Raw genomic sequence first — 22,369 nt, forward strand, 5'->3', positions numbered from 1 at the left:
CGCCCGCTCCACGCTGCGTTACCGGCGTGTTGCACGCGACGACTCCGGGGTCATCACCTTCATCCAGTCTCACATGGCACTGAACCCGCGTCACGCCTTGCGCCATGCTCTTGGCCGCTGTGTCGCTCATGCCCGCGGCGATCAGGCTTTGCTCGATGTTGTCCTGCCACGCATTCATCAGGTTGGCGCTGGCTCCGCTGACTGCCGCCCCTGCCGCCCCGCCGAGCCCACCGCCCAGCGCACCGGCTGCCGTGTGCAGCGCCACGCGGTACACGCCGCCTTCCTTCCATTTGTCGATCTCGACTTGCAGAGCCTCCTGTTTGACGGGATCGGTCTCGTCCCGCAGTTGCTGCGTCAGCGCGCGCTGCTGCGCACCCGCATAACTCGCCACCGCCTTGGGTGCCTCGCGGCTGAAGGTCTCGGTGATCAAGGTTTGCGCCGCAATCTCTTTCTGCACCGTCTCCTTGTCGAAGATGCGCTGGATGCCGGTCTCGGCATCCGTGCTGCGGATCGCCTTGTCGCCCGCGATGCCGCTGATGCCCGCCGTGGTGGTGCTGCTGGCGTTACCCGAATCTCGCCCCACGCCCGCACCCAGCCCGTTCATGGCCAGGTTCTGGCCGACCGAGCCCGTGCCCACGCCCACGCTGGTGCTGCTGGCGCTGTAGCGGGCCTCGTTCCGGATGTCGGTGGTGCTGAGTTCTCCACCCGTGCCGAAGCGGTTCTTTCCTTCGTCCACCGCACGCTGGTTGCTGGCAATGGCCCCGCCGATGAGTTCGGTGTTGCCGTTGACGTTGACCTGGAAGCCTCCGTCGCCGGCCTTCAGGCCAGACTGCTCGGCCACGCTGACGCCCGAGGCATTGAGGAAAGTACCCCCGTTCACGCGGATGCCCGAGGGGTTGGCAACGATCACCTCGGCGCGCTGGCCGGCCACTTCGAGCGGCCCGTTGAGGTACGACGGGTTGGAGGAATTGACTTCGTTGAGGATGACGCGGGCCGGCGCTCCTACCCAGGGATTCCCGGAAATCCAGCCACCGATCTGCGTTTGCACGTTGGTGCGGCTGTTGTTGAGGATCGCCCCGCTGGCGTCCACATCGAACCGGCCATAGACATTGCGGGAAACGCCTGCCGCGCTTGGCGTTTGGATGTTCACGACCGTTGCGCCGTTGCCCGCTTGCAGGATGGTCGGGCGTTGGTTGCCCGGCGCGCTCGGGTCGGCCACGATCTGCGCGTGGGCCGTGGTGTAGAACACCAGGCCCAGCGTGAACGCCAGGGCGATGCTCAAGGTGAGCGGGTGCAGCGCCACGTTGCGCAGCCGGCTGGGCTTGCAGATGTCCAGGTCACCCAGGGGCGCCAAAGGGGCCAGCACACTGTCGGCTGTGGAGGTCTCGCCGCTGGCGCTGCCGCCTGCGCTGCTCGCGTTCTCTGCCACCACCATGCGCTGGCCGCGTGCTGCGTTGAAGATGATGCGGTGGCGGTTCTTGTTCATGGCTTCACGTTCCCTTGGTGTTGGAGAACCGCGAAGCCCTGGTGATGTGACGTGAACTCAACGCTCGCCCCCCCCTGCCTTGTGGTTCTGGAAGGGGTGACCCGATGCGCGTCGGTCTGCAGCCGCTGGATCGAATCCCCCGTGAGCGGGCGATTCTTCAGGCAATGTCAGTGCGCGTGGGCGTGCAAGACGGAAGTGTTATTTCCATCCACAGGGCAACAAAATTTGGCAACGAAATACAAAATCGGGTCCGCAAACTGATTCACACCTTCGTGCATATGCACCTGTTTTAGATTCAGGCAGATAGTCAACCCATTCCCGAAATGGCCCGATGATGGTGGCATGACCTCTCTTCAAGACGCCGACGCCACCGCCCGCGCACTGCCCTACCCCGAACTGGCGGACGAGATCGCCGCGCTGCTGCGCGACCCGTCGGTGATGGTGCCGCCGCGCATCGTGCAGGCCTTGCCGGGTGGCGGCAGCCTGTTCGTGATGCCTGCCACCGATGCGCGGGTGGCCATCACCAAGCTCATCACCTTCGTGCCCGGCAACGGCGCGCGCGGCCTGCCCACCATCCAGGGCGACATCGTGGTGTTCGATGTGGCCTCCGGGCAGCGCACCGGCTTGCTCGATGGCCCCACCGTGACCGCACGTCGCACGGCGGCGGTGTCCCTGCTCGCTGCACAACGGCTCGCGCCCCGGCGTGACGGGCCGCTGCTCATCGTCGGCGCGGGTGTGCAGGGCCGCTCACACCTGGAGGCGTTTGCCGCCGGCCTGGGTGTGCGCGAGGTGCGCGTGGCGTCGCGGCAGGCGGCGAGCGCCGACGCTCTGGTGGCGCACGCACGCGCACTCGGCCTGGACGCGCAGCGGGTGGACGACGCGGATGCGGCGCTCGCCGAGTGCCCGCTGGTGGTGAGCACCACGCCTGCGCAACAAGTGGTGCTGCGCGGCACGCCGCGAGACGATGCGTTCGTGGCCGCCGTGGGCGCGTTCACGCCGCGCATGGTGGAGTGGGCGCCCGAGGTGTGCCGCGACATGGCCGCGCGCGGCACGCTGGTGGTGGACACACGCGATGCCGACCACGAAGCGGGCGATCTGCTTCAGGCGGGTATCGATGTGGCCGCGCTGCCCACATTGGCCGATTGGGTGAGCGCGCCACGCGCGGTGCGCGGGCCCGTGTTCTTCAAGAGCTGTGGCTGGGCCGGCTGGGATCTGGCCGCAGCGCGTCTCGCGACGCGGTCCTGAGGCGGGGTCGCCTCACTTCACCTGTTGTTTGCCGAGCTTGCGTGCCAGCGTGCGCCGGTGCATGCCCAGGCGGCGGGCGGTTTCCGAAATGTTGAAACCGGTCTCGGCCAGCACTTCGTGAATGCGTTCCCATTCCAGCGTCTTGATGGAGCTGGATCGGTTCGTCAGCTCCACCTCGGTCGTGCCCTGGGCGCGGCCGAAGGCGGCCTCGATGTCGTCGGTGTTCGAGGGCTTGGCCAGGTAGTGGCAGGCCCCCAGCTTGATGGCCTCCACGGCGGTGGCGATGCTGGCAAACCCCGTGAGCACGACGATGAGCATGTGGCTGTTGTGCGCATGCAGGGCCTGCACACAGGCGAGGCCCGAGGCATCGCCCTGCAGCTTGAGGTCCACCACGGCCTTGTCGGGCGAGAAGCTCGCCAGTTGCGCAGTGAGCTGTTCCAGGCTGGCGGCCACGCGCACGTCGTACCCCCGGCGCTCGAAGGAGCGCGCCAGCGTGCGCGCGAAGGCGGCATCGTCTTCCACCAGCAACAGGCGATGGCCTTCGCGGACGGTCTCAGCGGTCATCGGTTCGGTCCTTCCTCGGGCAGGGTGATGGCGGCCAGCGGCAGGGTGATGCGGACTTCGGCACCGCCTTCGGCGGGGTTGCGCACCGCCACCGTGCCACCGAGCGTGCGGGCCACGTTGAACACCAGGAACAGGCCAAGGCCACCACCCGGCCGGCCCTTGGTCGACTGGTAGGGCCGACCCACGTGCGGCAAGAGATGTGCCGCGAAGCCTGGCCCTTCGTCGCGCACGGTGAGCACCAGCGCATCGCCTTCGCGCGAGGCTTCGAAATGCACGGCCTCGGGTGAGGCTTCCAGCGCGTTGTCGAGCACGTTGCCGATCATCTGCTTGATCGCCGAATCGGACACCATGGGCAGGTCGTGGCCGAAACGGTTGTGGTAGCTGAAGCCCTTGCTGGGTCGGCGCTGGCGCCATGCATCCACCACGCCATCGAGGAACGCGCAGACGGTGGTTTCCCCGGAAGATTCCGAGCGGGCCTCGCCCGCCGACAGCAGGATGCCGCTGACGATGGACTTGCAGCGCGCCACCTGGGCCTGCATTTCGGCCACCTCCTCGGCCAGTTCGGGCTCGGAACTGAAGTGCGGCAGGTGCTGCCAGTCGCCCAGGATCACGGCCAGGGTGGATAGCGGCGTGCCCAGTTCGTGCGCGGCGCCCGAGGCCAGCAGGCCCATGCGCACCACGTGCTCTTCCTCCGCCGCGCGCTGGCGCAACGCAGCCAGGCGAAGGTCCCGTTCGCGCAGGTTGGCCACGATGCGGGTGATGAAGGTGACGAGCAGCGCCGCGTTCAACGCGAAGCAGACCAGCATGCCCAGCATGTAGGGACTGGCCAGCCCCTGATGCAAATCGGGCGACAGCGGAAGCGGCTGGGCGAACACGGCCAGGCCGGCGAAGCACAGGGTGCTCACGCCCACCATGGTCCAGGTGGCCCAGGCCGGCAGCAGCACCGCGCCCAGGATCACCTGCAGCAGGTACAGGAACACAAAGGGGTTCGTGGCGCCACCGCTCAGGTAGAGCTGGGCAGTCAGCGCGCCCACGTCCACCAGCAAGGCCAGCAGCAGCTCGGCGTCCATGACGCGCAGCCGGGTGCGCCAGCGCAGCAAGGCCACCACGTTGAAGGCCACGAGACCCGCCAGCACGGCGAACATCTGCTGGATGGGAATGACAATGTTCAGGCCATGGTGAACGACGAGGATGGTCACTACCTGGCCGAACACGGCGATCCAGCGCAACTGGATCAGCTGAAGCAGGTTCTTCAGGCCGGCGGCCTGGTTCAGGTCAACGGCGGCGTGCGAGGCGGCGGAAGAGGCATGGGCAGCGTTCACGCTGCGATTGTGGCCTCTTCCACCCCGTGTGGTCGCGGTGCGGCCTTGTCGCGCAGCAGGTAGACGCCGGCCCCGGCGGTCATGGCGGCGAGGGCGAACCAGGTCAGCGCGTACACGAGGTGGCTGTCGGAGAACTTCAGCACGGTGAGGCCGCCCACGGGCGACGCGGTGGCCTGCGGTGCGGCATCGGCGTCCACGAAAAATGGGGCCACGGTTTCCGGCGCGAGAGCGCGCGCTGCGGCCAAGGCCGCCACGTCGCGCGAATGCCAGCGGTTGGCGTTGGGGTCGTTCTTGCGCAGGAAGCCACCACCGGGCTCCGAAATGCGCAACAGACCCGTGACGGTGACGGGCCCTTCGGGCGCGGCCGCACCGCGCGCGGCGGGCTCGCGCTGCGAGGGCGTCACGAAACCCCGGTTGACCATCACCACGCGGCCATCGGCCAGGCGCAACGGTGTGACCACCCAGAAGCCGGCGCCCAGCTGGGTGACGGCCTGCACCAGGGCCTCGTCGGCATGCAGGAACTCGCCGTCGAGCCGCAGGCGGCGGTATTCGTAGGCGGCGGGATCGCCGCGCACCGCTGGCCACTCGGCGATGAGCGGAGGCGCCACCGGCGCGGCCTGCACGCGCGCTTCGATGCGCGCGATGAGGTCGTGCTTCCACCCCATGCGCTGCACCTGCCACACGCCCAGCGCGACGAACGCAGCCGTCAGCAGCGCGGCACCCGCCAGCATCAGGGCAAGGCCGCGCCGCGCGGTGGTCATGACGTCAACTGCCCGTGCAGCTCGTGCGACGGCATCATGTTGGTGTTCATGTGGAACATGACCCACAGCGTGCCGGCGATCGCGATCGCGACGAAGACGACGGTAAAGAGCGTGGACAGCATGGTCCAGCCGCCTTCCACCTTGCCATTCATGTGCAGGAAATACACCATGTGCACCAGGATCTGGGCGACGGCCAGGCCCCCGAGCACCATCACGGCCGTGGTGCGGTTGCTGATCACATCGTTCATGACCAGCCAGAAGGGAATGGCGGTCAGCACGACGGAGAGGGCGAAGCCGATCATGTAGCCCGAGAAGGTGCTGTGCGGGCCATCGTCGTGATCGTGGTCGTCGTCATGGTGGTGGACATCGTGTGCGCTCATCACAGCACTCCCATCAGGTAGACAAAGGTGAAGACGCCGATCCAGACGACGTCCAGAAAGTGCCAGAACATCGACAGGCACATCAGGCGGCGCTTGTTCGCCCGGGTCAGGCCGTGCTGCGCGATCTGGATCATCAGCACCACGAGCCAGATGCAGCCGAAGGTGACGTGCAGACCGTGCGTGCCGACCAGCGTGAAGAAGGCCGACATGGCCGCGCTGCTCTGCGGCGTGGCACCCACGCTGATCAGGTGATGGAACTCGTACAGCTCCAGCCCGAGGAAGGCCAGGCCGAACAGCCCTGTCACAGCGAGCCATGCCAGCGTGCCACCCTTCTTGCCCTGCTGCTTCTGCAGCATGGCGAAACCGAAGGTGATGGACGACAGCAGCAGGAACGCGGTGTTGATGGCGACGAGCTTGAGGTCGAACAGCTCGGCGCCGCCCGGGCCACCCGCATAGCTGCGGCCCAGCACGCCATACGTGGCGAACAGCGCCGCGAAGATGAGGCAGTCGCTCATCAGGTACAGCCAGAAGCCCAGCGCGGTGCCGTTCTCCGGGTGCGGTTCGTGTTCGAGGTGGTAGGCGCGCGTGGCGCCCGTCACGGGTTGCGGATGGGCAAGTTCAGACATGGGCGAGCTGCTGGGTGCGTGCGTTTTCGGTGGCCACCACGTCGGTCGCCGGAATGTAGAAGTCGCGCTTGTAGTTGAAGGTGTGGACGATGGAGGCAAGCACGATGGCCGCGAACGAGCCGATGGCCAGCGGCCACATGTGCCAGATCAGCGCGAAGCCCCAGACCAGCGACAGCACCGAGATGACCACGCCGGCCGCGGTGTTCGCCGGCATGTGGATCGCCTGGAAGCCGCTCAGCGGGCGCTGGTAGCCGAAGCGCTTCATGTCCCACCAGGCGTCCACGTCGTGCACCACCGGGGTGAAGGCGAAGTTGTAGGCCGGCGGGGGCGACGAGGTGGCCCACTCCAGCGTGCGGCCGTTCCACGGATCGCCGGTGACGTCACGCAGTTGCTCGCGCCTGTAATAGCTGACCACCAGCTGGATCAGGAAGCAGGCAATGCCGATGGCGATCAGGACGGCGCCGCACGCGGCGATGACGAACCAGATCTGCAGCGACGGGTCCTCGAAGTGGTTGGCGCGGCGCGTCACGCCCATCAGGCCCAGCACGTAGAGCGGCATGAAGGCGACGTAGAAGCCGACCAGCCAGAACCAGAACGAGCACTTGCCCCAGAACGGATCGAGCTTGTAGCCGAAGGCCTTGGGGTACCAGTAGGTGATGCCGGCCATGAGGCCGAACAGCACGCCACCGATGATCACATTGTGGAAGTGCGCGATCAGGAACAGGCTGTTGTGCAGAACGAAGTCGGCCGGTGGCACGGCCAGCAGCACGCCCGTCATGCCACCGATGGCGAAGGTGACCATGAAGCCCACGGTCCACAGCATCGGCACCTCGAAGCGGATGCGGCCTCGGTACATGGTGAACAGCCAGTTGAAGATCTTCGCCCCGGTCGGGATCGAGATGATCATGGTCGTGATGCCGAAGAAGCTGTTGACGCTGGCCCCCGAGCCCATGGTGAAGAAGTGGTGCAGCCACACCAGGTACGACAGGATGGTGATGCACACCGTGGCATAGACCATCGAGGTGTAGCCGAACAGGCGCTTGCCGCTGAAGGTGGCCACCACTTCCGAGAAGATGCCGAAGGCCGGCAGGATCAGGATGTAGACCTCGGGGTGGCCCCAGATCCAGATCAGGTTCACGTACAGCATGGGGTTGCCGCCCAGGTCGTTCGTGAAGAAGTTCGTGCCGACGTAGCGGTCCAGCGACATCAGCACCAGGGCGGCCGTCAGGATCGGGAAGGAGGCCACGATCAGCGCGTTGGTGCACAGCGAGGTCCAGACGAAGACGGGCATCTTCATCAGGTTCATGCCGGGCGCGCGCATCTTGATGATGGTGACCAGCAGGTTGATGCCCGAGAGCGTGGTGCCCACCCCCGCGATCTGCAGCGCCCATATGTAGTAGTCGAGCCCGACCCCCGGGTTCTGGTTGCCCAGCGTGGACAACGCCAGCCAGCCGGCGGTGGAGAACTCGCCCAGGAACAGCGAGACCATCACCAGAATCGCACCGGCGGTCGTCATCCAGAAGCTGAAGTTGTTCAGGAACGGGAAGGCCACATCGCGCGCGCCGATCTGCAGCGGCACGAGGTAGTTCATGAGCCCGGTGACCAGCGGCATCGCCACGAAGAAGATCATGATCACGCCGTGCGCGGTGAAGATCTGGTCGTAGTGGTGCGGCGGCAGGTAGCCCAGGTTCTCGCCGAAGGCCATGGCCTGCTGCAGGCGCATCATGATGGCGTCGGAGAAGCCACGCAGCAGCATCACGATGCCCAGCACCATGTACATGATGCCGATGCGCTTGTGGTCGATGCTGCAGAACCAGTCGCGCCAGAGCGTTCCCCACACGCGGTAGCGCGTCAGCAGGGCCAACATGGCGACCCCGCCCAGCACGACGGCGATGAAGGTCCAGAGCAGGATGGGTTCGTGCGACATGGGCACGGAGTCCCAGGTCAGGCGCCCGAGGAGCCAGTGGGAAGCGGCAGGGGAATCGGACACGGACATATCAGTTGCTCAGGAGATCGAAAGACTCGGATGCGGTGCACACGCTCTGCTGCGTCGCGGCGGCCAGCGCGACGCCCGCGTTGTGGGCGCGGTTGCGCCGGGCGTCCCTGGCCATCACTTCGTGCATGCAGGCCTGGCCGTCGGCCACGCACAGGTTGAGCACGCGCTGGAACAGCGACGCGTCCACCGAGGCGAACAGTGCCACGGGGTCGCGCGTGCTGGGCTTGGCCAGCTCGAGGTAGGCGTCGCGCGACAGTTCCCGGCCGCCTTCCCTGGCCTTGGCCACCCACTGATCGAATGCCTCGTTGCTCAGCCCATGGAATTTGAAGGTCATGCCCGAGAAGCCCGAGCCGCTGTAATGCGACGACATGCCGTGGTACACGCCGGGCTTGTTGATGATGGCGTTCAGCTCGGTCTGCATGCCGGGCATGGTGTAGATCATGCCGGCCAGATCCGGCACGTAGAACGCGTTCATGGTGGAACTGGACGTCAGCTTGAAACGGATCGGCCGGTCCACTGGCGCGGCCAGCTCGTTCACCGACGCGATGCCTTGCTCGGGCAGCAGGAACAGCCACTTCCAGTCCAGAGCCACCACCTGCACCTCCAGCGGCTTGATATCGGCGGGCAGGGCCTTGCTCACCGAGATCCGGTCCAGCGGGCGGTAGGGATCCAGCTTGTGCGTGGTGATCCAGGTCAGCGCACCCAGGGCGATGATGATCACCAGCGGCGCCGCCCAGATCACCAGCTCCAGCTTGGTCGAGTGGTCCCAGTCGGGCGCGTAATCGTCCTGGGCCCGCTGGCTGTTGTGCCGGTAGCGCCAGGCGAACAGCAGGGTCAGGAAGATCACCGGAACGATGATCAGCAGCATCAGCACCGTGGCGATCACCACCAGCTGGCCCTGCTGGGCCGCGATGTCACCGGCGGGGTTGAGCACGACCAGCTGCTTGCAGCCGGCCAGGAAACTGGCCAGAACCAGCAGGATCGATCCACGAATCAGGGTCGGAGGGCGCATGCGGAAAGGGCTGTGGTGCGGTCGAACGGAGGCATCCGGGTAAACCCCAGTTGCGAAAACCCAACCAATGTAGCCCCGGGGGTGCCGGAGCGCGATTGGACGTTTTGTCCCACTCCCGTCCTCCATCGATCCGCAGGAGGACCCCCCGGTTTATAGTGACCCACGCCCTTCCGGCCACACGTCCCACGGAGCCCTCCGATGTCCAGCATCAGCCACGCCAGCCCCCCTGGTTCCCCGCTCGTTTCCCAAGGCGCGCCACGCGCCGAGGGCGATCACAACGTTGCGCCTGGCGGTGACGTTGCTCCGGGCGACATTGCCGTGGGCGTGGTCATCGGGCGCACTTCCGAGTACTTCGACTTCTTTGTCTACGGCATCGCTTCGGTGCTGGTGTTCCCGGCTCTTTTCTTCCCCGACCTGCCCCGCCTGGAGGGAACCCTCTGGGCTTTCGCCATCTTCGCCCTGGCCTTCATCGCGCGGCCCATCGGTACGGTGATCTCGATGGCGGTGCAACGGCGCTGGGGTCGCGCCACCAAGCTGACCATCGCCCTCTTCCTGTTGGGCAGTTCCACCGCCGGCATCGCCTTCCTGCCGGGCTATGCGACGCTGGGCGCGGGGGCCATCGTGCTGTTGTCCATCTTCCGCATCGGCCAGGGCCTGGCCCTGGGTGGCTCGTGGGACGGCCTGCCCTCGCTGCTGGCCCTGAACGCGCCCCCGCAACGCCGGGGCTGGTACGCCATGCTGGGGCAGCTCGGTGCGCCGGTGGGCTTCGTGCTCGCCACGTCGCTCTTCGCCTACCTCTACGCCAGCCTGTCCCCTGAAGACTTCCTGGCCTGGGGCTGGCGCTATCCCTTCTTCGTGGCGTTCGCCATCAACGTGGTGGCCCTGTTCGCGCGGCTGCGCCTGGTGGTCACGCACGAATACGAGCAGCTGCTGGACCAGCGCGAACTCGAACCTGTGTCCACCCGGGAACTGCTGAGCAACCAGGGCTACAACGTCTTCATCGGCGCCTTCGCGGCGCTGGCGAGCTATGCCCTGTTTCACCTGGTCACCGTGTTCCCCCTGTCGTGGATCCACCTGTTCGCGGAACAGACCATCAGCGAATTCCTGCTGATCCAGATCGTGGGCGGTTTCCTCTGCGCGGGGGGCATTGTGGCCTCGGGCTGGATCGCCGACCGCCATGGCCGCCGCCGCACGCTGGGCACCCTCGCCGTGCTGATTGCGGTGTTCAGCGGCTTCGCGCCCACCCTGCTCAACGGCGGCACGCTCGGCCAGGACGTGTTCATTCTGGTGGGCTTCATTCTGCTGGGCCTGTCGTACGGCCAGGCCTCGGGCACGGTGACGGCCAATTTCTCGCCGCGCTTCCGCTACACCGGCGCGGCCCTCACGGCGGACATCGCCTGGCTGGTCGGCGCGGCGTTCGCGCCGCTCGTGGCCCTGGGCCTGTCGGCGCACTTCGGCCTGGGCTACGTCAGCGTCTACCTGCTGTCGGGCGCTGCCTGCACGCTGGCCGCCCTGTACCTGAACCGGGCACTGGAAACCAGGGCCTGAGCGGGCCAGCCTTCTTCAGGTGCCCGAGCGGCGCCGGGTCGGGCGAGGCGCGACGGGCGAGCCGCCGCCTTTCTCACCCGCCCCACCGGCCTCACTGACCGCCACGCGCGGCGGTGGCACCGGGGCATCCACCGCCGCGCCCGGGTCTTCCTCACCCGCCACCGACGCCAGCAAGGCGGCCGTTTTCGAACCGGGCTTGCCAGGGGCCGGGGTGGGCGGAATGCGGATGGTGCGGCTCATGGTTTGAACGCTCCTGAGTGAGAGCAGCCCAGGGGCAAACGGCGCTCCCGCACATGCCCGGGCATCCCGTTTGCCGCGCCGGCAGGCTCCAGCAACGATGAAAGGAGTCTACCCATGACACACCGAGCCCTCTCCTGGATCCCCCTGTGCGCCGCCCTGCTGTTTGGCGGGTCTGCCCTTGCACAAGGTCTAGCCGAAGTGGACCGGACTTTTCTGGAGCAGGCTGCGCAGAACAGCCATGCAGAGGTGTCGGCCGGCCGGCTGGCGCTGACCAAGACGCGTGACCCCAGGGTGCGTGACTACGCGCAGCGCATGGTCGACGAACACACCCGTGCCGGCGAGGAACTGCGCACGCTGGCCGCAGCCCGGCAACACGAGGTACCCACCGAACCCTCGATGGCTCAGAAGGGCAAGGAGATGATCATCGCCACGCTGATCGACGACAGCAGCTTCGATCGCCGTTACCTTGCCCAGATGGGCGTCGAGGCGCCACAGACGGCCATTCCGATCTATGAAAAAACCGCGCGCGAGTCGCGCGACCCGGAGGTGAAGGCATTCGCCTCCCGACAGCTGCCGGCGCTGCGCCAGCAACTGCAGACCGCACAGACGATCAAGACATCTGTCGATCGCGGTGCGTCCAACTGAAACACGGCCACGATGTCTCTGTTGCAACTGTTGTATCTGGCCATGGCGCTCCTCTGGGCGGGCACGGCGGTGTACCTGCGCGGCCTGATGGTCGCCGCCCGGCCGATGGACGTGAGCGACAGGCCGCGGGCCGCGCAGGCTCGACGTCGCCTGCGCTGGGTCTTTCTTGGCGTGGCCACGCCTGCGGCACTGGTGACGCTGGCTTCGGGCGAGGCGCTGCACCGACCGCTCGTGAACCCGGCCGGCCTGGTGGCCTACCTCGCCGTCGTCGGTCTGCTGTTCTGGGCCCATGGCGCCTACGGCCTTCTTGTTCTCAAACTCGAACGGGGCCAGTACCGCGGCCTGGTGCAGGCCTGCCGGTTCCTCAGCGGGCTCACCATCGTTCTGCTGCTTCTGTTCACGGGCATGGTGCTGCTGCAGACCGGGTGATACGGCTCCGGGGCGGGGCCCCTGCAGCAGGGGAAACGCCTGCTGCGCCTGCCAGGGTGCATCGACAATAATGTGCGGGCAAGGCCCAGCGCCTTTTGTCTCCCGAAAACCCGCACCCCACGCCCCGGCGTGGGTGACGCACGACCACCGGATTGCACCCCGAAGTGACCAAGCACCAAGCCCCATCCAGACAGGAGCTGGAGGCCCACACGCCCATGATGCAGCAGTACCTCGGCCTCAAGGCCGGGCACCCGGACACGCTGCTGTTCTACCGCATGGGCGATTTCTACGAGCTGTTCTTCGACGACGCGGAAAAGGCCGCACGCCTGCTCGACATCACGCTCACGCAGCGCGGCCAGTCGGCCGGGCGGCCCGTGGTCATGGCGGGCGTGCCCTTCCACTCCGTCGACACCTACCTGGCGCGGCTGATCAAGCTGGGCGAATCGGTGGCCATCTGCGAACAGGTGGGCGACGTGGCCACCGCCAAGGGGCCGGTGGAACGCAAGGTGGTGCGCGTGGTCACCCCCGGCACGCTGACGGACAGCGAGTTGCTGTCGGACAAGGCCGAGGCTGTGCTGATGGCGGTTCACCCCGGTGCGCGCACCGGCTGCGGGCTGGCGTGGATGTCGGTCACGCAGGGCATCGTCTTCCTGGCGCAATGCGCCAGCGACGAGCTGACCGACTGGGTGGCGCGCGTGGCGCCCGGCGAGTTGCTGTACAGCGCGGATGCCACGCCTGCGTTCGAGAAATCCGTGCAGGCGCTGGCGGGCCAGAGTGCGGCCAGCGGCGGTCGCTTGGTGGCGGTGCTGCGCCCGGCCTGGGCGTTCGACGCCGCGCTGGGCCAGCGCAAGCTGCTGGACCAGCTGCAGGCCGCCAGCCTGGCCGCGTGGGACGCGCAGGACCTGCCCGACGCCCACGCCGCCGCCGCCGCGCTGCTGAGCTACGCCGAGCACACGCAGGGCCGCGCGCTCACGCACGTGGCCAGCCTGCAGGTGGCCCGCAGCGGCGACCGCATCGACCTGCCGCTGAACACGCGCCGCAACCTCGAACTCACGCAGACGCTGCGCGGTGAAACCAGCCCGACCCTGTTCTCCCTGCTGGATGTGTGCTGCACCGGCATGGGCAGCCGCGCGCTGCGCACCTGGTTGCTCGAGCCACGGCGCGACCGCAGCGAGGCGCGTGCGCGCCTGGCCGCCATCGACACCCTGCGCCGCGATCTGTGGCAGAGCCTGCGGCAATCGCTCAAGGGCGCCAGCGACGTGGAACGCATCACCGCGCGCACGGCGCTGCGCCAGGTGAAGCCGCGCGAGCTGGTGGGCCTGGGGCAGACGCTGGAGCGCGCGCGCCAGCTGGCCACGCAGCTCGGCCCGCAGGCCGAAGGCAGCCTGTTGCAAGGCATTGCCTCACAGCTGACACCGCCGCCCGGTTGCGCGGAACTGCTGCGCGCCGCCCTGCTGCCGGAGCCCGCCGCGCTGGTGCGCGACGGCGGCGTGATCGCGGATGGCTTCGATGCCGAGCTCGACGAACTGCGCGGCATCCAGAACCACAGCGATGCCTTTCTCATCGAGCTGGAACAGCGCGAACGCGCGCGCACCGGCATCGCCAACCTGCGGGTGCAGTTCAACAAGGTGCACGGCTTCTACATCGAGGTCACGCAGGGGCAGGCCTCCAAGGTGCCGGACGATTACCGCCGCCGCCAGACGCTGAAGAACGCCGAGCGCTTCATCACCCCCGAGCTGAAGGCCTTCGAGGACAAGGCCCTGTCCGCCCAGGACCGCGCACTGGCGCGCGAAAAGTGGCTGTATGAACAGCTGCTGGATGAACTGCAGGCGCATGTGGCGCCGCTCACCCAGCTGGCGCGCGCCATGGCGGCCCTGGACGCGCTGTGCGCGCTGACCGAACGCGCGCTCACGCTCGGCTGGAACGCACCGCAGTTCGTGCCCGAGCCCTGCATCGACATCCGCGGCGGCCGCCACCCGGTGGTCGAAGCCCGGCTCAACGAGACCAGCGGCGGCAGCTTCATCGCCAACGACACGGTGCTCGGACCGAAGCAGCGCATGCAGGTGATCACCGGCCCCAACATGGGCGGCAAGAGCACGTACATGCGCCAGGTGGCGGTGATCGTGCTGCTGGCCAGCATGGGCAGCCACGTGCCGGCCGCCTCGTGCCGGCTGGGCCCGATCGACGCCATCCACACCCGCATCGGCGCGGCCGACGACCTGGCGAACGCGCAGTCGACCTTCATGGTGGAGATGACCGAGGCGGCGCAGATTCTCAATGCCGCCACGCCCGAGAGCCTGGTGCTGATGGACGAGATCGGTCGTGGCACCTCCACCTTTGATGGCCTCGCGCTCGCCGGTGGCATCGCCACCCACCTGCACGACAAGTCGCGCGCGTTCACGCTGTTCGCCACGCACTACTTCGAACTCACCGAGTTCCCGGCCAGCCACCACGCGGCGCTGAACGTGCACGTGAGCGCTGTGGAAGCCGGCGGCAAGGCCGGTGGCATCGTGTTCCTGCACCAGATCGAACCGGGCCCCGCCAGCCGCAGCTACGGCATTCAGGTGGCGCGCCTGGCCGGGGTGCCGGCCGGTGTGGTGCAGCACGCTCGCCATGCGCTGGCCGCGCTGGAAGCCCAATGCGAGGAAAGCCGGAGCCAGGTGGACCTGTTCGCGCCACCTCCTGCCACACTCGAGCCCGAAGCGCATCCGCTGCAGACGGCCATCGCACAGATCGACCCCGACACCCTGAGCCCGCGCGAAGCGCTGGAACAGCTCTACACCCTCAAGAAACTCGCTGCCTCATCATGACTTACTGTGTCGCCGTCAAACTCAACGCGGGCATGGTCTTCCTGTCGGACTCGCGCACCAACGCGGGCCTGGACCAGATCAGCACTTTCCGCAAGATGATCGTCTACGAGAAGCCGGGCGACCGCTTCATGTGCCTGCTCTCGGCGGGCAACCTGAGCATCTCGCAGTCGGTGCGCGAGATCCTGCAGGTGGAGCAACTGACCGATCCCGACGGTGGCGAACCCATCACCATCTGGAACGCCAAGAGCATGTTCGACGCCGCACGCGTGCTGGGCTCGGCGGTGCGCCACGTATATGAGCGCGACGGCGACGCCCTGCAGCGCGCCGGGGTCGACTTCAACGCGTCCATGATCTTCGGCGGCCAGGTGCGCGGCGAAGGCATGCGGCTGTTCCAGGTTTACTCGGCCGGCAACTTCATCGAGGCCACCGCCGAAACGCCGTTCTTCCAGATCGGCGAATCCAAGTACGGCAAACCGGTGCTCGACCGCGTGATCGCACCCGAGACGCCGCTGGACGAAGCCGCCAAGTGCGTGCTGGTCTCGATGGACTCCACGCTGAAGTCCAACCTGTCGGTCGGACTGCCCCTGGACCTCGCGGTGTACGAGGCCAACATGCTGCAGTCCGACAAGATCACCTGCATCGACAACGACAACCCCTACTTCAAGATGCTGCACAAGACCTGGGGCCAGAAACTGCGCGAGGTGTTCGACGAGATCGAGCAGCCGACCTGGGACGACGCCCACACCGACGTCCCGCTGCTCACCGAGCATCCGCGCAACCCGCCGCTCAAGAAGATCACCAACTCCAGTGAAAAACTGATCTGAGTCCTGTTCGCACCGGACATGTCGCTGATCATCTTCTCGCACGCCAACAGTTTTCCGGCCAGCACCTATGGTGTGCTCTTCAAGTCGCTGCGCGCGCGCGGTCATGCGGTGCGCGCGGTGGACCGCTTCGGCCACGAACCCCACTACCCTGTCACCAGCAACTGGCCGCACCTGGTGCAGCAACTGGCGGACTTCGCCGCGCCCGAGATCGAGCGGCATGGCCGGGGTGCCTGGCTGGTGGGTCATTCGCTGGGCGGGTTCCTCAGCCTGATGTGCGCCGCGCGCCACCCGATGCTGGGTGGCCATGCGGTGCGCGGCGTGGTGCTCATCGACTCGCCGTTGCTCGGCGGCTGGCGCGCCCGCACGCTGGAACTGATCAAGCGCACGCAACTGGTGGGTTCCATATCGCCCGGCAAGGTCAGTCGTGGGCGCCGCCGTGTCTGGCCTGATGCGGATGCCGCACTGGCCCATTTCAGCAGCAAGAAAGCCTTCGCCCACTGGGATCCGCATGTGCTGCACGACTACATCGAGCACGGCACGCGCGAGGAGGTGGACGCGCACGGCAAACCTCGCCGCGTGCTGGTGTTCGACCGCGAGGTGGAGACCGCGATCTACAACACCCTGCCCCACAATCTGGACCGCCTGCTGCGCCGCCACCCCTTGCAATGCCCGGTGGGATTCGTGGGCGGCACCCGGTCGCTGGAAATGAAGCAGGTCGGCATGTCGATGACGCTGCGGCTGGTGGGCCGCAAGCACCCCGAGCGCCTGAAGATCCTGGAAGGCAGCCACCTCTTCCCGATGGAGCGGCCGCTGGAGACAGCGGCGGCCATCGACGAGATGATCGGTCTGCTGACGCCGACCGGGCATCCCGCTGAAGGGCCGCCCGTCACGGCATCGGTGTAAGCTGCGTCCCACCCTCCACCAGCGCCACCGCATGACGAGCACGCCACCCTCCGCCAGTCCGCTGCAGCAGCGATGGCAACGCGTGGCGAACTGGCAACCCCAGGAGCACAGCATCTGGTTGCGCCATGGCGTGGCGGTGCTGCTCACGCTGCTGGCGGTGGGGGTGCGCCTGGCGGTCGCACCGCCAGAGGCCGGTGGCCGTTTCATCACGCTGACGCTGGCCACCGCCCTGTCCGCGTTGTACGGCGGCTTTCTGGCCGGCATGCTGAGCATGGCGCTGGGCATGTTGCTCGCCAACATCCTGATGGTGCCGCCATACGGCAGCCTGTCCTTCGCGAACCCGACCGCGACTTTCTGGCTCAACTTCTGGCATGTGGTGACGCAGTTCGCGGTCGTGGGCGCGATCCACCTGATGCAACGCCAGAACCGGCATCTGCGCGAGGCCACCGTCCAGTTGCAACAAAGCAAGAAGCAGCTGGAGGACACCTTTGAACAGGCCGCCACCGGCATGGCGCACAGCGAGATCGGAGGCGCCTGGATCCGCGTGAACCAGCGCTACTGCGACATCGTGGGCTACACCCGTGAAGAGATGCAGCGCATGCACTTCCGCGATTTCACCCACCCCGACGACCTGGAGCTGGACATGCGCCAGCTCAAACGCACGCTGGATGGCGAGATCGCGCACTACAGCTTCGAGAAGCGCTACATCCACCGGCTGGGTCACGTGGTGTGGGCGTACGTCACCATCTCGCTGGTGCGCAAACCCAGCGGCGAGCCCGACTACCTGATCGCCGTGGTGCAGGACATCAGCGCACGCAAGACCACCGAGCAGGCCTTGCGCACCAGCGAACACCTGCTGCGCCAGGCCCACGCCATCGCCGGCCTGGCGAGCTGGCGCGCAGACATGGCCACCGGGCGCTTCGTCACACTGGCCGGTTCGCACCAGATCCTGGGCCTGCCTTCGGCGGACTTCAGCGGCGAAGACCTGCTCGCCCTCACGCACCCCGACGACCTGCCGCGTGCGCTGTCCTTGTGGAAGCGCGCGGTGAAGGGCGAGGCGCCGTACCACATCGAGTACCGCCTGCGGTTCGGCGGCGAAGAGCACTGGTTCCTGGTGCAGGCCGAATTCGAACGCGATGCGCACGGGCGGGCAGTGAGCGCGCTGGGCGTCATCCAGGACATCACCCAGCGCAAGCACGCCGAGATGGAAATCCAGCAGCTCAATGCCTCGCTGGAGCAGCGCATTCACCACCGCACCGAGGCGCTGAAGGCGGCCTACGACGAGCTGGAGAGTTACTCCTACGCCGTGGCGCACGACCTGCGCTCACCACTGCGCATCATCAATGGCTTCGCCCAGGCCCTGCACGAAGATCACCCCGGCATGAACGGTGAAAGCCTCTCGCACCTGCAACGCATCACGGCGGCCAGCAAGAAGATGGGCGAACTGATCGATGGCCTGCTCAAGCTCTCGCAGTACGCGCGCGGCGAACTGCAGCGCCAGCCCGTCAACCTCAGTGCCATCGCCACCCGCCTGCTGGAGGAATTCGCCAGCGCTGAACCGCAGCGGCAGGTGCGCTGGGAGATCGAGCCACACCTTCACGTCATGGCCGACCCGGCCCTGGTGGAGGCGCTGATGCAGAACCTGCTGCACAACGCCTGGAAGTACACCGCCAACACCCCGCAGGCCGTCATCAGCCTGCGCATGAACTGGCAAGACAGCCAGCAGCGCTTCAGCGTGAGCGACAACGGCGCAGGCTTCGACATGGCGCGCGCCGCCAAGCTCTTCCAGCCATTCCAGCGCCTGCACATGCCACATGAGTTCAGCGGCCTGGGCATCGGGCTGGCCACTTCGCTGCGCATCGTGCAGCGCCATGGCGGTGAACTCCTGGCCACGGCAGAGCCGGGCCAGGGCGCCACGTTCAGTTTCACACTGACCGCGCGCCCGCTCCTGAACTGACCGCAAGCCAGCACTCGGCGCCGGCATTCCACGCCGCACCAGCGTCGTTTCACCCCCGGCTTCGGCGGTTTGGTCGCAAGGCGATGGCGATTCACCCGCCTGCCCGGCACAGTGGCCTCCCACGCACCCGACGGAGCCCACCATGCAACTCACCCCCCTCATCGCCATTCATATGACGGCTGCCATCGCGGCCCTCGCGCTGGGGCCCGTGGCGCTCTGGGCGCGGCGCGGACACAGGGCCGGCCAGGCCCATCGCCCGCGCCTGCACCGCGCCGCAGGCTATGCGTGGGTCACGCTGATGCTGGTGACCGCGATCACGGCCATCTTCATCCGCGACTTCAAGCTGCCCAACATCGCGGGTTACACGCCGGTGCACCTGCTAGTGCCGCTGGTGTTCGGCAGCCTGTTCTTCTCGTTCCGCGCCTTGCTGCGCGGCAACGTGGACGCCCACCGCAAGGTGATGGTGTGGCTGTACGTGAGCGCCTGCCTGGTCGCCGGCGCCTTCACCCTGCTGCCCAGCCGTTACCTGGGCGGGCTTTTCTGGCACCAGTGGCTCGGTCTGGCCTGACGTGCTGCCCTTCAACCCGCAACCGGAGACTTCCATGAACACCCCGAACATCCGACACGACGATCTCGATCGCCTGGCACGCCGCCGCGCCGCCGCGCGCATGGCCTGGTACGTGCACGCCCTGGTCTTTCTGGCCGTCAACGCCGTGCTCGCCGCTCTCTCACTCTCCAGCGGCCGGCATTGGGCCATCTACCCGGCGCTGGGCTGGGGCCTGGGACTGCTGATCCACGGCCTCGTGGTGTGGGTGGTGCTGGGCGGCGGTGGACTGCAGCAGCGACTGGTTGCACAGGAGCGCGAGCGCCTCCTGCGCGACCACGGCCGCTGAACGGCGCGGCCTGCACGGGCATGCGGGATACTGTGACCATGCCGCGCATTGAGTACCACATCATTGCCCGCCGCGCCCTCGGGGCCGTGGTGATCAATACCGTGATCGCGCTGGTGATCACCGCCGTCAACGCGGGCACGAGCGAAAGCCTGGCGATCAACCTGCTCTACTCACAATGCATCGGGCTGTCGATCTGGGTGCTGATCGACGGAGGTCGCCACGTGCTGCACCCCAGTGGCTGGCCCGGCGTGTGGCGCATGGCGGTGCTGGTGACGGTGGCGGTGCTGCTGGGCTACGCCGGTGGCAGCGTGATCGCCAACCTCCTTCTCGGGCGCCCGCTGCTGGCCAGCCTGAGCAATGTCCCACGCGCCACCCTGGGCTTCGTGCTGATGTCGCTGGCCGCCGGTGGCTTCGGCGCCTATTACTTCACCAGCCGCGCCATGCTCGCGCATGCCCGCCTGGCACAAGAGGAAGCCCAGCGGCAGGCCAGCGAGGCGCGCCTCCGGCTGCTCGAATCGCAGCTCGAGCCTCACATGCTGTTCAACACCCTGGCCAACCTGCGGGTGCTGATCGGCACCGACCCCGAACGCGCCACCGCGATGCTCGACCGGCTCAACGACTTCCTGCGCGCCACACTGGCCGCTTCGCGCACCGAAGCCAACGCCGGACAGCACACGCTGGCCGGAGAGTTCGCGCGGCTGCGCGACTACCTGGAGCTGATGGCGGTTCGCATGGGCCCGCGCCTGCACTACACGCTCGATCTGCCGGACGACCTCGCGGCACAGCCGGTGCCCCCCTTGCTGTTGCAACCCCTGGTGGAGAACAGCATCCGCCATGGCCTGGAACCCAGCCTCGATGGCGGTGCCATCCACATCCGCGCGCGACGGCACGCTTCACAACTGGTGCTGGAGGTGAGCGATACCGGTGTGGGTTGCGAACCCTCGCCCACACCCGGCTTCGGCCTCGCACAGGTTCGCGAACGCCTGGAAACCGCCTACGCCGGTCGTGCGCACATGGACTGGCACGCCGAACCCGGCGGTGGCACGCGCGCCCTGCTCACACTCCCCCTGCAAACTTCCTCGCCATGAACGCCACCGCCCTGATCGCCGAAGACGAACCGCTGCTGGCCCAGGCCCTGCAGGCCGAACTCGCGCGTGCCTGGCCCGGCTTGCACGTGGTGGCCACGGTCGGCGACGGCGAAGCCGCCGTGGCGCAGGCCCTGCAGCTGCGGCCCGAGGTGCTGTTCCTCGACATCCGCATGCCCGGCCAGACCGGACTGCAGGCCGCTGCCGAACTGGCGGACGAATGGCCGGCCGGCGTGCCATTCCCGGCGCTGGTGTTCGTCACCGCCTATGACGCGTACGCCGTGGAAGCCTTCGAAACACAGGCGGTGGACTACGTGCTCAAGCCGGTGCAGCCCGCGCGACTGGCGCGCACAGTGCAACGCGTGCAACAGGTGCTGCAACAACGCCAGCCCACCAGCCCCGCGCCCGACGACGCCACGCTCGAGCGCCTGCGCGCCCTGCTCTCGGCAGGCAGCGGTTCTTCACCTGCGGCGCAGCGACTGCAGGTGATTTCGGCCAGCGTGGGCTCCGGCATCCGCATGGTGCCGATCGCCGAGGTGCTGGTGTTCGAAGCGGCCGACAAGTACGTCCGCGTGCTCACCGCAAACACCGAAGTGCTGATCCGCACCCCGCTCAAGGATCTGCTGCCGCAGCTGGACCCGGCGGTGTTCTGGCAGGTGCACCGGGGCACTGTGGTGCGGGCGGATGCGATCGACAGCGTGCAACGCGACGAGGCCGGCAAGCACACACTGCGCCTGCGCGGCCGCCCCGAAGCCTGGCCCGTCAGCCGGCTCTACGCGGGCCAGTTCAAGGCGATGTAGCGCTTCAGAAGCTGCCGGTGAACTGGTAGCGCGACGCGGGGTGCCACATCGCCGCCACCGAGGCCACCCGCCCCTGCGACTGCGTCTGCCGCCGCAACACCAGGCAGGTATCCCCCGCCGCCATGGCCAGCATCTCGGCCACCTCGGGCGGCGGCGGGCAGGCTTCGATGACAAAGCTCACGCCCTGCAGCGGCGCCACCCGCATCAGGTAGGCGTTGGGCGTCTGGCTGGCGAAGTCCTGCGTCATGTAGTCCGGGGCCACGGCCGGGTTGACCCAGCGATCCTCCACCTGGATCGGCTCGTCGTTCTCGAAGTGCACCACCACCGAATGGAACAGCGGTTCGTTGGGCCTCAACCCGAACCGGCGCGACAGCGCGTCTGCGGCACGGGTGCGCTCGAGCCGGTGCAGTTCGCTGCGGTGCGCGTGCCCTCGCGCAGCGATCTCGTCGGCAATGTTGCGGATGGACACCAACGTGGCCTGGTACTTCTGTTGCGCCACGTAGGTGCCCGAGCCCTGCACCCGTTCCACGATCTGCTCGTCGCTCAGTTCGCGGAGGGCGCGGTTCACCGTCATGCGCGAGACGCCGAAACTGCGCGCCAGCGTCTCCTCGCCAGGAATGGCATCGCCTTCCCGCCAGGCCCCGCTGTGGATCTGCGCGAGCACGTGCTGCTTGACCCGCAGATAGACGGGCTGCGCGCGGGCGGACGGGCTGGAAGGGCTTGTCATGGGGTTTCTACGGGGCGGCGATCCGTAAAGTGGTCTTGACAGCCGGGATTATCAATCGATAAAGTTGTCTATACAAATTAAAAGAAAATCACGACCAGCTGCACGACAACCCGGCC

At 67.4% G+C, this 22,369-nt stretch carries 22 protein-coding genes; 12 read left to right on the forward strand and 10 right to left on the reverse strand.

Features of this window, described 5'->3' with window-relative positions; translation table 11 throughout:
* Positions 1-1,486 (reverse strand): two-partner secretion domain-containing protein (locus J2X09_RS11780; RefSeq protein WP_204733901.1); only part of this gene is annotated, 1,486 nt, incomplete at its 3' end.
* Between the two features lie 342 nt (positions 1,487-1,828).
* Here J2X09_RS11780 and J2X09_RS11785 point away from each other — a divergent pair.
* On the forward strand, positions 1,829-2,731 hold the full coding sequence (locus J2X09_RS11785; protein ID WP_204733900.1) for a delta(1)-pyrroline-2-carboxylate reductase family protein: 903 nt from the start codon (positions 1,829-1,831) through the stop codon (positions 2,729-2,731).
* A 12-nt stretch (positions 2,732-2,743) separates the two neighbouring features.
* On the opposite strand, the gene J2X09_RS11790 is transcribed toward J2X09_RS11785, so the two are convergent.
* The 7 genes from J2X09_RS11790 to cyoA are packed head-to-tail and all read right to left on the reverse strand — an operon-like array spanning position 2,744 to position 9,392.
* Entirely contained in the window at positions 2,744-3,295 is a 552-nt protein-coding gene (locus J2X09_RS11790; RefSeq protein ID WP_204733899.1) for a response regulator transcription factor, read from the reverse strand.
* On the reverse strand, positions 3,292-4,617 hold the full coding sequence (locus tag J2X09_RS11795; RefSeq protein WP_204733898.1) for an ATP-binding protein: 1,326 nt from the start codon (positions 4,615-4,617) through the stop codon (positions 3,292-3,294). The genes J2X09_RS11790 and J2X09_RS11795 overlap by 4 nt, the downstream gene beginning before the upstream one ends.
* The gene (locus J2X09_RS11800; protein WP_310308338.1) at positions 4,614-5,378 is read right to left on the reverse strand and encodes an SURF1 family protein; all 765 of its coding nucleotides are present in this window, start codon (positions 5,376-5,378) and stop codon (positions 4,614-4,616) included. The genes J2X09_RS11795 and J2X09_RS11800 overlap by 4 nt, the downstream gene beginning before the upstream one ends.
* On the reverse strand, positions 5,375-5,758 hold the full coding sequence (cyoD, locus tag J2X09_RS11805) for a cytochrome o ubiquinol oxidase subunit IV (protein ID WP_204733897.1): 384 nt from the start codon (positions 5,756-5,758) through the stop codon (positions 5,375-5,377). Before cyoD ends, J2X09_RS11800 begins: the two co-directional genes overlap by 4 nt.
* Entirely contained in the window at positions 5,758-6,384 is a 627-nt protein-coding gene (cyoC, locus tag J2X09_RS11810) for a cytochrome o ubiquinol oxidase subunit III (protein WP_204733896.1), read from the reverse strand. Before cyoC ends, cyoD begins: the two co-directional genes overlap by 1 nt.
* Positions 6,377-8,380, reverse strand: coding sequence for a cytochrome o ubiquinol oxidase subunit I (gene cyoB / locus J2X09_RS11815; RefSeq protein ID WP_204733895.1), 2,004 nt, complete (start codon positions 8,378-8,380; stop codon positions 6,377-6,379). The genes cyoC and cyoB overlap by 8 nt, the downstream gene beginning before the upstream one ends.
* A 1-nt stretch (position 8,381) precedes the next feature.
* On the reverse strand, positions 8,382-9,392 hold the full coding sequence (gene cyoA, locus J2X09_RS11820) for a ubiquinol oxidase subunit II (protein ID WP_204733894.1): 1,011 nt from the start codon (positions 9,390-9,392) through the stop codon (positions 8,382-8,384).
* A 198-nt stretch (positions 9,393-9,590) separates the two neighbouring features.
* Between cyoA and J2X09_RS11825 the strand changes: the two genes are divergently transcribed.
* The gene (locus J2X09_RS11825) at positions 9,591-10,940 is read left to right on the forward strand and encodes an MFS transporter (RefSeq protein WP_204733893.1); all 1,350 of its coding nucleotides are present in this window, start codon (positions 9,591-9,593) and stop codon (positions 10,938-10,940) included.
* 15 nt (positions 10,941-10,955) lie between these two features.
* On the opposite strand, the gene J2X09_RS11830 is transcribed toward J2X09_RS11825, so the two are convergent.
* Positions 10,956-11,180, reverse strand: coding sequence for a hypothetical protein (locus J2X09_RS11830; RefSeq protein ID WP_204733892.1), 225 nt, complete (start codon positions 11,178-11,180; stop codon positions 10,956-10,958).
* Between the two features lie 114 nt (positions 11,181-11,294).
* Between J2X09_RS11830 and J2X09_RS11835 the strand changes: the two genes are divergently transcribed.
* The 10 genes from J2X09_RS11835 (at position 11,295) to J2X09_RS11880 (ending at position 21,526) form a co-directional block, all read left to right on the forward strand.
* Complete coding sequence (locus tag J2X09_RS11835; RefSeq protein ID WP_204733891.1) at positions 11,295-11,825, forward strand: DUF4142 domain-containing protein; 531 nt, start codon at positions 11,295-11,297, stop codon at positions 11,823-11,825.
* A 12-nt stretch (positions 11,826-11,837) separates the two neighbouring features.
* Positions 11,838-12,254, forward strand: a complete 417-nt coding sequence (locus tag J2X09_RS11840; protein WP_204733890.1) for a hypothetical protein — start codon at positions 11,838-11,840, stop codon at positions 12,252-12,254.
* Positions 12,255-12,469: 215 nt separating this feature from the next.
* Entirely contained in the window at positions 12,470-15,064 is a 2,595-nt protein-coding gene (gene mutS, locus J2X09_RS11845; protein WP_204733930.1) for a DNA mismatch repair protein MutS, read from the forward strand.
* Positions 15,061-15,888, forward strand: coding sequence for a proteasome-type protease (locus J2X09_RS11850; RefSeq protein WP_204733889.1), 828 nt, complete (start codon positions 15,061-15,063; stop codon positions 15,886-15,888). The genes mutS and J2X09_RS11850 overlap by 4 nt, the downstream gene beginning before the upstream one ends.
* A gap of 18 nt (positions 15,889-15,906) precedes the next feature.
* On the forward strand, positions 15,907-16,791 hold the full coding sequence (locus J2X09_RS11855; protein WP_204733888.1) for an alpha/beta hydrolase: 885 nt from the start codon (positions 15,907-15,909) through the stop codon (positions 16,789-16,791).
* 31 nt (positions 16,792-16,822) lie between these two features.
* Complete coding sequence (locus J2X09_RS11860; protein ID WP_204733887.1) at positions 16,823-18,748, forward strand: PAS domain S-box protein; 1,926 nt, start codon at positions 16,823-16,825, stop codon at positions 18,746-18,748.
* A 142-nt stretch (positions 18,749-18,890) separates the two neighbouring features.
* The gene (locus J2X09_RS11865) at positions 18,891-19,316 is read left to right on the forward strand and encodes a DUF2306 domain-containing protein (protein WP_204733886.1); all 426 of its coding nucleotides are present in this window, start codon (positions 18,891-18,893) and stop codon (positions 19,314-19,316) included.
* Positions 19,317-19,350: 34 nt separating this feature from the next.
* Positions 19,351-19,641 carry a 2TM domain-containing protein gene (locus J2X09_RS11870; RefSeq protein WP_204733885.1) on the forward strand — a complete coding sequence of 97 codons (291 nt, stop codon included), beginning with the start codon at positions 19,351-19,353 and terminating at the stop codon, positions 19,639-19,641.
* Positions 19,642-19,679: 38 nt separating this feature from the next.
* Positions 19,680-20,729, forward strand: coding sequence for a sensor histidine kinase (locus J2X09_RS11875; RefSeq protein ID WP_310308349.1), 1,050 nt, complete (start codon positions 19,680-19,682; stop codon positions 20,727-20,729).
* Positions 20,726-21,526, forward strand: coding sequence for a LytR/AlgR family response regulator transcription factor (locus J2X09_RS11880; protein ID WP_204733884.1), 801 nt, complete (start codon positions 20,726-20,728; stop codon positions 21,524-21,526). Before J2X09_RS11875 ends, J2X09_RS11880 begins: the two co-directional genes overlap by 4 nt.
* 4 nt (positions 21,527-21,530) lie before the next feature.
* Here J2X09_RS11880 and hutC read toward each other — a convergent pair whose 3' ends face one another.
* Positions 21,531-22,253 (reverse strand): histidine utilization transcriptional repressor HutC, encoded by a 723-nt coding sequence (gene hutC / locus J2X09_RS11885; protein WP_204733883.1) that lies wholly within the window; start codon positions 22,251-22,253, stop codon positions 21,531-21,533.
* Positions 22,254-22,369: the final 116 nt, after the last annotated feature.

It is taken from the genome of Hydrogenophaga laconesensis (assembly GCF_031457235.1).
GTDB lineage: Bacteria > Pseudomonadota > Gammaproteobacteria > Burkholderiales > Burkholderiaceae_C > Hydrogenophaga > Hydrogenophaga laconesensis.

Coding starts and splice junctions, on each gene's coding strand:
- cyoB (WP_204733895.1), bottom strand. CDS start 8,380: ATGTCCGTGTCCGATTCCCCTGCCGCTTCCCACTGGCTCCTCGGGCGC.
- J2X09_RS11825 (WP_204733893.1), top strand. CDS start 9,591: ATGTCCAGCATCAGCCACGCCAGCCCCCCTGGTTCCCCGCTCGTTTCC.
- mutS (WP_204733930.1), top strand. CDS start 12,470: ATGATGCAGCAGTACCTCGGCCTCAAGGCCGGGCACCCGGACACGCTG.
- J2X09_RS11880 (WP_204733884.1), top strand. CDS start 20,726: ATGAACGCCACCGCCCTGATCGCCGAAGACGAACCGCTGCTGGCCCAG.
- J2X09_RS11870 (WP_204733885.1), top strand. CDS start 19,351: ATGAACACCCCGAACATCCGACACGACGATCTCGATCGCCTGGCACGC.
- hutC (WP_204733883.1), bottom strand. CDS start 22,253: ATGACAAGCCCTTCCAGCCCGTCCGCCCGCGCGCAGCCCGTCTATCTG.
- J2X09_RS11830 (WP_204733892.1), bottom strand. CDS start 11,180: ATGAGCCGCACCATCCGCATTCCGCCCACCCCGGCCCCTGGCAAGCCC.
- J2X09_RS11850 (WP_204733889.1), top strand. CDS start 15,061: ATGACTTACTGTGTCGCCGTCAAACTCAACGCGGGCATGGTCTTCCTG.
- J2X09_RS11800 (WP_310308338.1), bottom strand. CDS start 5,378: ATGACCACCGCGCGGCGCGGCCTTGCCCTGATGCTGGCGGGTGCCGCG.
- J2X09_RS11790 (WP_204733899.1), bottom strand. CDS start 3,295: ATGACCGCTGAGACCGTCCGCGAAGGCCATCGCCTGTTGCTGGTGGAA.
- cyoA (WP_204733894.1), bottom strand. CDS start 9,392: ATGCGCCCTCCGACCCTGATTCGTGGATCGATCCTGCTGGTTCTGGCC.
- cyoD (WP_204733897.1), bottom strand. CDS start 5,758: ATGAGCGCACACGATGTCCACCACCATGACGACGACCACGATCACGAC.
- J2X09_RS11785 (WP_204733900.1), top strand. CDS start 1,829: ATGACCTCTCTTCAAGACGCCGACGCCACCGCCCGCGCACTGCCCTAC.
- cyoC (WP_204733896.1), bottom strand. CDS start 6,384: ATGTCTGAACTTGCCCATCCGCAACCCGTGACGGGCGCCACGCGCGCC.
- J2X09_RS11860 (WP_204733887.1), top strand. CDS start 16,823: ATGACGAGCACGCCACCCTCCGCCAGTCCGCTGCAGCAGCGATGGCAA.
- J2X09_RS11840 (WP_204733890.1), top strand. CDS start 11,838: ATGTCTCTGTTGCAACTGTTGTATCTGGCCATGGCGCTCCTCTGGGCG.
- J2X09_RS11835 (WP_204733891.1), top strand. CDS start 11,295: ATGACACACCGAGCCCTCTCCTGGATCCCCCTGTGCGCCGCCCTGCTG.
- J2X09_RS11855 (WP_204733888.1), top strand. CDS start 15,907: ATGTCGCTGATCATCTTCTCGCACGCCAACAGTTTTCCGGCCAGCACC.
- J2X09_RS11865 (WP_204733886.1), top strand. CDS start 18,891: ATGCAACTCACCCCCCTCATCGCCATTCATATGACGGCTGCCATCGCG.
- J2X09_RS11875 (WP_310308349.1), top strand. CDS start 19,680: ATGCCGCGCATTGAGTACCACATCATTGCCCGCCGCGCCCTCGGGGCC.